General features: G+C 38.1%; 11 protein-coding genes. 9 read left to right on the plus strand and 2 right to left on the minus strand.

All coding sequences use genetic code 11. From position 1 onward, the window contains the following. Positions 1–148 precede the first annotated feature (148 nt). Genes ELS83_RS09650 through ELS83_RS09660 form a run of 3 tightly spaced genes read left to right on the plus strand, consistent with a single transcriptional unit; the run spans position 149 to position 3,461 of the window. A complete protein-coding gene (locus ELS83_RS09650) occupies positions 149–985 on the plus strand; it encodes a universal stress protein (protein WP_171595351.1) in 837 nt (278 codons plus the stop codon). 49 nt (positions 986–1,034) lie between these two features. After that, positions 1,035–1,517, plus strand: coding sequence for a hypothetical protein (locus ELS83_RS09655; protein WP_171595352.1), 483 nt, complete (start codon positions 1,035–1,037; stop codon positions 1,515–1,517). A 42-nt stretch (positions 1,518–1,559) separates the two neighbouring features. Then, the gene (locus tag ELS83_RS09660) at positions 1,560–3,461 is read left to right on the plus strand and encodes an amidophosphoribosyltransferase (protein WP_171595353.1); all 1,902 of its coding nucleotides are present in this window, start codon (positions 1,560–1,562) and stop codon (positions 3,459–3,461) included. Positions 3,462–3,531: 70 nt separating this feature from the next. On the opposite strand, the gene glsB is transcribed toward ELS83_RS09660, so the two are convergent. Both glsB and glsA read right to left on the minus strand, forming a co-directional pair. Next, positions 3,532–4,512 carry a glycine N(alpha)-acyltransferase GlsB gene (gene glsB, locus ELS83_RS09665; RefSeq protein WP_171595354.1) on the minus strand — a complete coding sequence of 327 codons (981 nt, stop codon included), beginning with the start codon at positions 4,510–4,512 and terminating at the stop codon, positions 3,532–3,534. Between the two features lie 124 nt (positions 4,513–4,636). Next, positions 4,637–5,467, minus strand: a complete 831-nt coding sequence (glsA, locus tag ELS83_RS09670) for a lyso-glycine lipid O-acyltransferase GlsA (RefSeq protein ID WP_171595355.1) — start codon at positions 5,465–5,467, stop codon at positions 4,637–4,639. A 207-nt stretch (positions 5,468–5,674) separates the two neighbouring features. Here glsA and mraZ point away from each other — a divergent pair, with 207 nt between their 5' ends. The 6 genes from mraZ (at position 5,675) to mraY (ending at position 12,331) form a co-directional block, all read left to right on the plus strand. Continuing rightward, on the plus strand, positions 5,675–6,139 hold the full coding sequence (mraZ, locus tag ELS83_RS09675) for a division/cell wall cluster transcriptional repressor MraZ (RefSeq protein WP_171595356.1): 465 nt from the start codon (positions 5,675–5,677) through the stop codon (positions 6,137–6,139). 63 nt (positions 6,140–6,202) lie between these two features. Then, positions 6,203–7,108, plus strand: coding sequence for a 16S rRNA (cytosine(1402)-N(4))-methyltransferase RsmH (rsmH, locus tag ELS83_RS09680; protein ID WP_171595357.1), 906 nt, complete (start codon positions 6,203–6,205; stop codon positions 7,106–7,108). Position 7,109: 1 nt separating this feature from the next. Beyond that, entirely contained in the window at positions 7,110–7,490 is a 381-nt protein-coding gene (locus ELS83_RS09685; RefSeq protein WP_171595359.1) for an FtsL-like putative cell division protein, read from the plus strand. Continuing rightward, positions 7,490–9,607 carry a penicillin-binding transpeptidase domain-containing protein gene (locus ELS83_RS09690; RefSeq protein ID WP_171595360.1) on the plus strand — a complete coding sequence of 706 codons (2,118 nt, stop codon included), beginning with the start codon at positions 7,490–7,492 and terminating at the stop codon, positions 9,605–9,607. The genes ELS83_RS09685 and ELS83_RS09690 overlap by 1 nt, the downstream gene beginning before the upstream one ends. A gap of 10 nt (positions 9,608–9,617) precedes the next feature. Further along, positions 9,618–11,075, plus strand: a complete 1,458-nt coding sequence (locus ELS83_RS09695) for a UDP-N-acetylmuramoyl-L-alanyl-D-glutamate--2,6-diaminopimelate ligase (protein WP_216616463.1) — start codon at positions 9,618–9,620, stop codon at positions 11,073–11,075. 2 nt (positions 11,076–11,077) lie between these two features. Next, entirely contained in the window at positions 11,078–12,331 is a 1,254-nt protein-coding gene (mraY, locus tag ELS83_RS09700) for a phospho-N-acetylmuramoyl-pentapeptide-transferase (RefSeq protein WP_171595361.1), read from the plus strand. The last annotated feature ends 2 nt before the right edge of the window (positions 12,332–12,333 follow it).

Consider the following 12,333-nt stretch of genomic DNA (forward strand, 5'->3'; position numbering starts at 1 on the left):
TATTTTTATCCCGCAAATTCAGCTTTTTGAAAAGCCTTGATTTTGAGTGAGTTTAGAAATGAATTCTCTCCCTGTTGCCAATTTTGTTTATGTAATATTGAAATTGGGAACTGTTTTTGTATCACAGATAAATGAAAAACTTAACAAGATGAAACGTATTTTGGTTCCTGTAGATTTTTCCGGTGATTCGCTCAAGGCTCTCAAGTTTGCGCTAAACTTGGCAAACAATCTCGGTACTGATTTGAGAATGATTCATGTGAAAAAATCAAAGAAATTTGAAATTCCTTTTCACTTTAATGAATTAGAGGATCAAATTGTGCATACCGTTCAAGATTATTTTGAAAAGCTGATAGAACTTCATTCGCCTGCTTATAATGTAGAGAATGGAGTTTTTGATTTTAAAATAAGAACTGGTTCTGTGTATCGCGAGATTGTAAATCAAGCGAAATATGGAGATTCTTATTTGATCGTAATGGGTGCATATGGAGCTTCGGGCTTTGAAGAATTTTTTATTGGCAGTAACGCGGTTAAGGTGGTGAGCAACGCCAATTGTCCTGTTGTTACGGTTCGTGAGGAGCTTTTGGCTGGCAATGTAAAAACCATTCTAATGCCATTGGATGCTACCAACGAAACCAGGAAAAAAATTCCATATGTTAGCGAACTGGCCGAAGCTTGTGCTGCAAAAGTGCATGTTCTGGGTGTGCATGAGTCAGCCGACTCAGCGATCGTTGGAAAAATTGAGCACTACATGAGGCAGGCCGAAGAATACTTAACAGATAAAAATATTGAGGTGGTAAAGAGTATTCGACAAGGAGAAAATAATACCACCACAGCTCTTGAATACGCAAGGGAAATTAAGGCCGATTTAATTGCCATTATGACCGAACAAGCAGAGACTTCCTTTAGCATGTTTTTTGGTTCATATGCAGAGCAAATGGTGAATAAATCGGAAATTCCAATTCTTTCTGTTCCGAATTGGAAGTAAGAAATGGACAATTGGTTTGAAGCTATTTTTAAATTTTAAATAAATAGATATGCAGTATTATTGGTTGATAGCAGTTTTCGTTTTCATGACCTTTGGGAAGGTGTTACAAGCTCAATCTTATGTTGTTGAGGAGAGAGAAAAAGATTCGCTTGGTGTCGTGAATATTATTCAGGATGAAAGAATAAATCAATTGCTTAATACCGATAGCATTATCAACTCGCAGAAACAAAGTTTTACAGGTTACAGAATTCAGATATTCTTTGGAGGAAGCACCGATAGAGAAAGAGCATTTGAAATTAAAGAAGAGTTTTTGGAACTCTTCCCTGAAGAAAGAGCTTATGTAGTGTACACAGCTCCTGATTTTAGGGTTCGTGTTGGTAATTTTAGAACCAAACTCGAATGCATCGAACTTTACAAAGCTTGTACAAAGTATTACCCGAATTGTTATCCGGTAAAAACCGAAATCATGTTTTCTGATTTGGTTCCATTAGAGAAAGAGTCTGAGGAACTGATTGTTGATGAGGAGATGTAAAGTAGCAAAATACAAACTAAATAACCATTTAAGAAAGAAAGAATGAGTGACCAATTAAAGCATGAGTGCGGAATAGCAATGATTCGATTGCTTAAACCTCTCGAATACTATCAGGAGAAATACGGATCCTGGCACTATGGTATTCAAAAGCTCTATTTGTTGATGGAAAAACAGCACAATAGAGGTCAGGAAGGTGCAGGTGCAGTTGGAGTAAAGTTAGATCAAAAGCCAGGTGAGAAATACATTCACCGTCACAGATCTAACAGCAATCAGCCAATTAAGGATGTGTTTGATAAGATTTACAAAGATCTTAGAGCAGTAGAGGCGAAAGAACCTGAAAATTTTAATGATCCGGTTTGGGCTAAAAAAAATCTGCCATTTGCAGGTGAATTGTATTTAGGCCATTTGAGATATGGAACTTTTGGACGAAACAGTATCGATTATGTACATCCGGTGATGAGAGAGAATAACTGGAGGTCCAGAAATCTTGCTTTAGCTGGTAATTTTAACCTTACCAATGTTGACGAATTGTTCAATCTTTTGGTTGATCTTGGGCAGCATCCTAAGGATTATACCGATACGGTAACGATTCTTGAAAAAGTTGGTCATTACCTTGATGAAGAGAATCAGCTACTATTCCGTCAATATAAAAACGATGGATATTCGAACCAGGAAATTTCGCCATTAATCGAAAAGAACCTGGACATTCAAAAAATCTTGTCATCGGCAAGTAGAACCTGGGATGGTGGATATGCAGTTGGCGGACTTTTCGGACATGGAGATGCTTTTGTAATGAGAGATCCATGGGGAATTCGTCCGGCATTTTACTACCAGGATGATGAAGTGGTTGTAATTACCTCGGAACGACCAGTGATTCAAACGACTTTTAATGTAAGAGCAAATGCCATTAAAGAAATTGCTCCAGGTAATGCTGTGGTAATTAAGAAAGATGGTAAAGTGGAAGAAGTACCGGTTCGTGTTCCTCAAAAAAGAAGATCTTGTTCTTTCGAGAGAATCTATTTCTCGAGAGGTAGCGATAAAGATATCTACATGGAGAGAAAGCGTTTGGGACAATTGCTAACGCCAGCTATTCTCGATTCAGTAGATCATGATATTGCCAATACCGTATTCTCTTTTATTCCTAACACTGCCGAAACTGCATTTTATGGTATGATGGAAGGGGTTCGTCAGAAATTGATGGAGGAGAAGAAAGAGCAAATTCACGACTTAAATGGCAGTTGGACCGAGGAAAAACTACAAGAGATTATTTCTGTGGAACCTCGTGTTGAGAAAATTGCAATTAAGGATGTGAAACTTCGAACTTTTATTACCAACGATGAAGGTAGAGATGATCTGGTAGGCCATGTTTACGATGTGACATATGGTGTAGTTAAAAATCAGGAAGATAACCTTGTTGTTATTGATGATTCGATTGTTCGCGGTACAACGCTTAAGAGAAGTATCCTTAGAATTTTGGATAGACTTCACCCTAAAAAGATTGTAATTGTATCGTCAGCTCCACAAATTCGTTACCCGGATTGTTATGGAATCGATATGACCAGAATGGGCGAATTTATTGCATTTAATGCTACCATTGCAATGCTTAAGGAGCGTGGAATGGAACATGTAATTGAAGAAACTTACCAGAAATGTAAGGCACAGCAGAATCTTCCGAAAGAAGAGATTGTGAATTACGTGAAAGAGATTTACAAGCCATTTACAGCAGAGGAGATTTCAGGTAAGATTGCAGAGCTTCTTACTCCGGAAGGAATGGAGGCAGAAGTGCAGATTGTTTATCAATCTATCGAGAATCTTCATGAAGCTTGCCCTGAAAACAATGGGGATTGGTATTTCACTGGAAACTACCCAACTCCTGGCGGAAACAAGGTGGTGAATACTTCATTCATCAACTATGTTGAAGGAAACGATAAGAGATCTTACTAATAGATTTTAGCATATAACAAGAAAGCCGATCATTTGATCGGCTTTCTTGTTGTATATCAGTTATTTTTGATTATTTCTTCTTAAAAATGCCAAGATTTGGTTTTTTAGGCAATTTGATTTTTAGGAACGATAGGTATGAAGAGGTGTGTCTGTCAATCTTCTGATCGTAAACATCACTAATGGTAATCATGATTCCTGTTTCTTCAACATCACCGAAATGTTTGTTTACAGCTGTACCAAAGCATTTCATAGTAGGAGAAAGTCCCATGTAAGCATTAATCAGCGGAGGGATATTTTCACCGTTGCTACGCACGTTTTGCGATAATACTTTGTAGTTCTCTTCAAAAGTATCGTGGCAAAAATCCTTAGCCAACTTTTCTTCATCCATATTAGTCACCAATGGAGTGGTTGGTGTAGCAAGATTGTCAGGGTCGTTAAACATCTTATCCATGAAATACAGAATGTGATTTCTCGCATCTCTGTTGTAATCAGGATACATGGTTACCTTACCAAAAAAGTATTTAATTTCAGGATAGTCAATGATTAATGATCCCAATCCATCCCATAAATTATCCAAAGCATATAAGCTCTTTCTGCCTTTTTTAATTGACTGATAGTCAGGCTGAACAAATGAACGACCTAGCTCAATTGTATGAGGCATGTAATTCTTTTTAAAATCTTCCGAGAATTCAAATAATCTTGAAGTGGCAAGGTATGTGTCTCCATTTTCATCAACAGGTGCATCTTTACAAAGAATATACCTGTATCCACCTAAAATTTCCCTTGCTTTTGGATCCCAAACAATCAGTTGGTGATATGGTTTTTCGTCGATATCAAATTTATCGATATCAATTTCTTTTCCTGTTCCTCCACCAGCTTTTCGAAAGGTGATTTCTCTCAAACGACCCACTTCGCGCATTAGGTTTGGAGAATCGTGATGAGTGAAACTGTAAATTTCATTAGACCCCTTGTTGGTCTTTCTCACAAATCTCTCTTCTGTTAGCTCTTTTTCAAGCTCTTCTCTTGGTACAGGGGGTATAATCTCTTTCATTGTAAAGTGGTGTTAATCCTCAGAGGATGATTTTATTTTTGGTTTAATAACAGATGAAAATAATTACTTATTCAGACAAATAATACTAATATTATTTAATTTTTGATAAACGTAATTTTTGTGTTTAGGAGTCTGCAAGTTTGTAAGTTTCTCTTTTCATTTTTTCAGCCCATTTATCATACGATAAGCTCTTGTCAAAAGTTTTGTAAGAAACAGGTTTTCCAATTCTAACGGTAAAGGTTTTTCCTCTTTGCTTAAATAGCTCGTTTGGCAAATATAACATTTCCAAATTAGATTTTAATCCCAGGAACTTTCTAAGATTGGCTAAATTGTAGAAAAAGTTGGAGTTTCTGCCATCCATATGAATGGGAACAATGTCTCTTTTGTGCTTTATCGATTTGGCAATAAAACTCTTTTTCCAATCCAGATCCTCGATCTTGCCTTTCTGTTTTCGTGAAACCAAACCGGCAGGGAAGGTAAGGATTGTAGCATCCGATTTGTATGCATTTTCAAGTAATAGCGCAGCGGCTTTAGCTTGTCCACCATGTTTGTTAATCGGAATAAAAACATCAGATAGGTTTTTGATATTCATTAGGATATCGTTTACCAAAAACTTAATATCGCCAAACTCTTTTCCGAAAATACTGATTAGGATAATGCCATCAGGTCCACCCAGCGGATGGTTGGATGCAAATAAGTATCTGCCATTTTTATCCAGATTTTCCAAACCTTCAATTTTGAAAGTAATATCAAGCTCCTCTAAAACGCTGTCGGCAAATTCAATCCCCTGTTTTTGATGATTTCTAGACAGGAAGTCGTTGATTTCTTCCTGGTGGACAATGCGTTTTAGATATCGGATAATAAAGCCGGGAAGCAGCTTGGCAAGTTTTTCACTTTTGCTTGCAAATACTTTCTCGACATCAATTTTCAAATAGTTATTTGAATTACTTTCCATAAAAGTTTTAACTAGGTTTATTTGGCTAGCAAATATCGCAAATTTATTGCTTTGTTGGCTCAATTTTCAGGACATAATCAAACATGTTGAAGAATAATTATTTGTCTTGCCTTAGAAAAGTTATCAACAATGACATAAAAGTGGGAGTAAGTGGTTGAAAGTGGGAGTTTTTTTCTCTAATTTTACAAATGTAAATCGATTTTTTTAATGCAAACATTCATAGGCGATTATCAATGCAAATTAGACGCAAAGGGGCGTGTTCTGCTGCCTTCGGCGTTTCGGAAACTCCTAAATGGAGATTCTGAGAATCGTTGTGTGCTTCGAAAAAATCTTCATGATAAATGTCTCGATTTGTATCCAATGAAAGAATGGGAGCGACAAATTGAGATGGTAAGAGCCAGGGTGAATACTTTCAATAAAAGGCATGCGGCCTTCCTGCGTGAGTTCTATCGGGGAACTGCCGAGGTGCAAATAGACAGTAATGGAAGAATATTGATTCCAAAAAAGTTTTTCGAGTTTGCAGGTTTTAAAAAAGACATCACACTAGCAGGGCAGGACGATAAAATAGAAATTTGGGATAGCGAAAGCTATGAGAAACCTGCATTATCAGATGAAGATTTTAGCAGTTTGGCTAATGAGATTTTAGGAGGTGATATTCATCCCGAATTGTAGTTGATTTTGGGAAAATATTGGTTTCTTCGCACTTGAATTGTTGAAGTGATTAAAAGGTTAAAAATGAGTGAATATCATATACCAGTTTTGTTGGATGAGTGTATCGAAGGATTGCAGATTAATCCTGAAGGAATTTATGTGGATTTAACTTTCGGAGGAGGGGGGCATTCGCGTGAAATTTTAAAGCATTTGACCACAGGAAAGCTGATTGGATTTGATCAGGACGAAGATGCAGAAGCCAATGTTCCAGATGATGATCGTTTTATTTTTGTAAGACACAATTTTAGGTATTTCAAAAATTTCGTGAAGTACCTGGGCTACGATAAAATTGATGGGATTCTTGCCGACTTGGGCGTTTCTTCGCATGAGTTTGATGTTGCCGAACGCGGATTTTCATTTCGATTTGATGGCGATCTGGACATGAGAATGAATCAAAGTTCAGATTTTACTGCTGCCGACATCCTAAACGATTATGAGGTGGAAGATTTATTTAAAATCTTTAAGATGTATGGTGAGGTGAAGAATCCTGGTAAATTGGTGAAATTGATCGAGAATTACCGTAAGGAGAACAATTTTGAAACCATTCAGCAGTTTAAAGAGGTGATTGCTCCATGCGTACCAAAATTTAAAGATCACAAATATTTGGCCCAGGTTTTTCAGGCACTTAGAATTGAGGTGAACAAAGAAATGGATGTTCTGAAAGAAATGCTGGAGCAATGTGCCGATGTGTTGAAGCCAGAAGGTCGTTTGGTTGTGATTACTTATCACTCATTAGAGGATCGATTGGTGAAGAATTACATTCGAGATGGAAAGTTTGAGGGTGGAGCCGAGAAAGATTTCTTTGGAAATGTTCAGACTCCGCTAGCAAGTGTGAATCGAAAAGTAATTCTTCCAACAGAAGAAGAAATTGAAAGAAATGGTCGTGCAAGAAGTGCAAAGCTTAGAATTGCAAAACCAAATTTGAGATAAGATGTTCAGATTTAGAAAAAAATACAACGATTTTGTAAGTCCTACAAAGGAGCAGAAAGAGATTTCGAGCGCTTCGGTGAAGGATTTTATTGATGGGAGTATTTTGACTAAATCGGCGGTTGTTCAGCAATTGCCATTTGTGCTTTTCCTGGTTGTCTTAGGGATATTTTATATCAGCAATCGCTATAAATCTGAAAAGGTATATAGAGATATGGTAAGCCTGGAAAAAGAGCTGAAAGATTTGCGTTTCGAGTCGATCACAACGGCCTCGGATTTAATGTATATGAGTAAGCAGTCGGAAGTTTTGAAACGAGTTCAAAGGGAAGGTTTGGAATTGAAAGAATCAACCGAACCGCCTGTAAAAATTTACATCGATAAATAGTGCCAATAAAAAAAGATATCATATGGCGAGTTGGTTTGGTGTATGCAGTTGTAATGTTTTTTGCATTAATGATTGTAGGACGCGTTGTGACCTTACAACTCTTCGAAGGTGATTACTGGAGAGGAAAGGCACAAAAAATATCCCAGCGCGATGTAACCGTTCATGCAAATCGGGGTGATATCTGTGCCGAAGATGGACGTTTGTTGGCTACCTCATTGCCCTACTATCAGATACGAATGGACTTTAGAGCTTCGGGTTTAAGCGATGAAGTTTTTAAATCGAAAGTTGATTCTTTGGCTTTATGCCTGTCGAAATTTTTCGGAGATAAATCGAAAAGTGAGTATCGTCGCTTGTTGTGGAATTCCAAATACAAGAAGAAATCGAATCGATATGTTCTGATCAATCGCCGTAAGGTGAATTATAACGAGCTAAAAATTTTAAAAACTTTTCCGCTTTTCCGCCTGGGTAAGAACAAAGGTGGATTAATTTGCGAACAAGAGAACATCAGAAGACAACCTCACAGAAATCTTGCCACCAGAACCATTGGTTATCTGAATAAGGAAGATAACGACGAATTGGTTGGTAGAGTTGGAATGGAAGGAGCCTTTGAAAGTGAATTGAAAGGGGTTGATGGTGTGAGTGTCATGCAAAAAATGTCGGGCCGATGGTTGCCAGTGAATATGGTAGAACCAAAAGATGGCAACGACTTGATTACGACCATTGATGTCAATTATCAGGATGTGGCTGAAACAGCCTTGTATCATCAGCTGGTGAAATATAATGCGCATCACGGATCGGCCATTTTGATGGAAGTGAAAACCGGGGCCATTAAGGCCATTGCCAATATAGGTTACGACGAGAAGAAAAAAATCTATCGGGAAATGTACAACTATGCCATTGGTGAGGCAACCGAGCCAGGTTCCACCTTTAAGCTGGCATCGATGATGGCTCTGCTCGAAGATGGTTATGTTGGGCCTATGGATTCAGTAGATACAGGCAATGGTGTTTATCGTTTCTACAATGCCAGGATGAGAGATTCACACCATGGTGGATATGGAAAGATTACCGTTCAGGATGCTTTTGAAAAATCATCCAATGTTGGAATTTCACGTTTGGTGGATGAACATTACAAAAACAAACCACGATCATTCATTCAGCGCTTGTACAGTTTCCGATTGAATGAGCCACTTGGAATAGAAATCAAAGGAGAAGGAATCCCAAAAATTAAATACCCGGATGATCCAACCTGGTCGGGAATTTCATTGCCATGGATGTCGATTGGGTATTCGGTTCATCAAACTCCTTTGCAGACTTTGACTTTTTACAATGCCATTGCAAATGATGGTAAAATGATGAAGCCGAAATTTGTCAAGGAAATCAAGTATCATGGAGAAGTACTCTCTAGTTTTGATGAGGAAGTTTTGGAATCGTCGATTTGTTCCAATCAGACATTGGAAACGGTACAGAATATGCTAGAAGGCGTGGTGCTTAGGGGAACTGCCAGGAATTTAAGAAACTCAAACTACAAAATTGCCGGAAAAACCGGAACCGCTCAAATTGCAGATGGAAAGAAAGGATACGGACATAAGGTATACCAGGCATCATTCGTAGGGTATTTTCCTGCTGATGATCCGATGTACTCTTGCATTGTGGTAATTAATCGACCGAATAAGACCAAAGGATTTTACGGAAACCAGGTTGCTGGTCCGGTTTTTAAAACCATTGCCGATAAGGTGTATGCCATGAGTTACTCTATGCACCCCGAAAAGGAAAATGAGGAGGAAGAAGGTCCAAAGGTTCCGGTTTCTCTTAATGGAAGCAAAGACGATTTGGATGTGGTTTTTGATGATCTGAATATTGAAATTACAAATCAGGAAATACAAACGGAATGGGTTGTTACCTCGCGTAAAGACTCGGTGATTGAATACAAATACCGGAGGGTGAAAGACTTTTTGGTGCCAAATGTGAAAGGAATGGGTTTACAAGATGCATTGTACATTTTAGAGAATGTAGGCTTGCAGGTAAATGTTCGTGGAGTTGGATCTGTTTCAAAACAATCCTTACGACCAGGTTCTAACTTTCGTTCCGGAGATAGAATAACAATTGATTTATCTTAAAGACTAAGATATGAGTATGAATTTAAATGAACTTTTTAGTTCGGTTAAAATAGGAAGCCTAAAAGGGAAAAGTGATGTTGAGATTAACAGCATACAATTTGATTCCCGAAAGGTTGAGGAGGGAGATTTATTTGTAGCCTGCAGGGGTACAATTAGTGATGGACATCAGTTTATTGGAAAAGCTGAAAGTAAAGGAGCCAAGGTAATTGTTTGTGAAGAGTTGCCAGAGGTTACCAATTCAGAAATTACCTATGTTATTGTTGAAGATTCCTTAGCCGTTTTATCGGTATTGGCACACAATTACTATGGAAAACCAACAGAAGGAATTCAGTTGGTTGGTGTAACAGGTACGAATGGAAAAACTACAATTGCAACTTTGTTGTACCGACTTTTTAAGAAGCTGGGTTACAAGGTTGGATTGCTTTCAACCGTAAGAAACTACGTTAATGAGAAAGAGATTGTGGCCACTCATACAACACCTGATCCTTTGCAACTGAATGCTTTGCTGGCCGATATGATTGAGGAGGGCTGTGAATTTTGCTTTATGGAAGTGAGCTCGCATGCTATCGATCAGAAACGTGTAGGTGCATTGCAATTTAAAGGTGGAATTTTTACCAACATCACTCACGATCATCTGGATTACCACAAAACGTTTGATGCTTACTTAAAAGTAAAAAAACGCTTTTTCGATGATTTGGATAAAACTTCTTTTGCCATTAGCAATGCCGATGATAAAAACGGAAAACTGATGCTGCAGAATACCAAAGCTCATAAGTTTTTGTATTCATCAAGATCTTTTGCAGATTTTCGATGCAGAATTTTGGAAAAACATTTTACCGGGATGCTTCTGGAAATTGATGGCGTAGAAACCTGGACCAATTTTATTGGCGATTTTAATGCCCATAACCTCTTGGCAGTGTATGCAGCAGCGCGTTTGCTTAACCAGGATAAGGAGGAAGTTCTTCGTGGAATTAGCGAATTGACTTCGGTAGATGGACGATTTGAGAGCATCATATCACCGGAAGGGGTAATGGCAATTGTAGATTATGCTCATACACCTGACGCCTTGAAGAATGTTCTTGAAACCATAGAAGCATTACGAACAAGAAATGAACAGGTAATTACCGTTGTGGGTTGTGGAGGCGATCGTGATAAAACCAAACGACCAACAATGGCAAAAATCAGTGCCAACTTAAGCGATAAGGTGATTTTAACCTCCGATAATCCAAGATCAGAAGATCCTGACCAGATTATTTCGGATATGAAGGTAGGTGTTGATGCCAGCAATCTTCGAAAAGTATTGGCAATTACGGATAGAAAAGAAGCCATTCGTACAGCATGTATGTTGGCTCAAAAAGGAGATATTATCCTTGTGGCTGGAAAAGGGCATGAAGATTACCAGGAAATTAAAGGAGTGAAACATCATTTTGATGATAAAGAAGTAATACAAGAAATTTTTAAACTGTAAGTATGTTTTATTATTTGTTCAGATATCTAAATCAGTTAGATTTTCCGGGAGCGGGAATGTTCGATTACATTTCATTTCGTGCTGCCATGGCAATCATGTTGTCACTGTTTATTTCGACAGTGTTCGGGAAGAAAATCATTTTATTACTTCAAAAGCAACAAATTGGCGAAATCGTTCGTGATTTAGGCCTTGCAGGTCAGCTAGAGAAAAAAGGAACTCCAACCATGGGTGGAATCATTATCATTATCTCCATTCTGATTCCTGTACTGCTTTTCGCCAAATTGGAAAATACTTACATCATACTCATGGTGATTACCACTGTATGGCTTGGCTTTATTGGTTTTGTTGATGATTACATAAAAGTTTTCAAGAAAGATAAAGAAGGCTTAAAAGGAAGATTTAAAGTTGCCGGTCAAATTGGACTGGGATTAATTGTTGGGTTGACGCTTTACTTAAGCGACGATGTAGTGATACGTGAGAAAGCTGATATCGACGAAATTGGCGTGCAGACAGAATTGGTTGACGAAGGATTTACTTCTGAACAGCCAGGTACAACCCGATTAACAACCGATGTAAAGTCGACCAAAACAACCATACCATTCTTTAAAAACAATGAGTTTGATTATGAATACCTGGTAAGTTTTGCGGGAGAGCATTCTCCGAAACTGGCCTGGTTGGTGTTCATCATTATCACCATATTTATTGTTACGGCAGTATCGAATGGTGCAAATATTACCGATGGTTTGGATGGATTGGCAACCGGATCGTCAGCCATTATCGGAGCAACCCTGGGAATTTTGGCCTATGTATCGGGTCACGTGGTGTATGCCGACTATTTAAATATCATGTACATTCCAAACTCGGGCGAATTGGTGGTGTTTATCGCAGCATTTATTGGTGCTACCATTGGATTTATGTGGTACAATTCATTTCCGGCTCAGGTTTTCATGGGCGATACCGGAAGTTTATCCTTAGGAGGAATTATTGCAGTCTTTGCAATCATCATACATAAAGAATTGTTGATTCCTATTTTGTGTGGAATCTTTTTAGTTGAGAATATTTCAGTAATGATGCAAGTTTCATGGTTCAAGTATACCAGGAAGAAATACGGAGAAGGCCGAAGAATTTTTAGAATGGCGCCATTGCATCATCACTATCAGATGAAAGGATATCCTGAACCAAAAATTGTAACTCGTTTTTGGATCATTGGAATTTTCCTTGCGGTAATCACAATTGTAACTCTTAAGATTCGCTAAGC

The sequence above is a fragment of the Marinifilum caeruleilacunae genome (assembly GCF_013141825.1).
Classification (GTDB): Bacteria; Bacteroidota; Bacteroidia; order Bacteroidales; family Marinifilaceae; genus Marinifilum; species Marinifilum caeruleilacunae.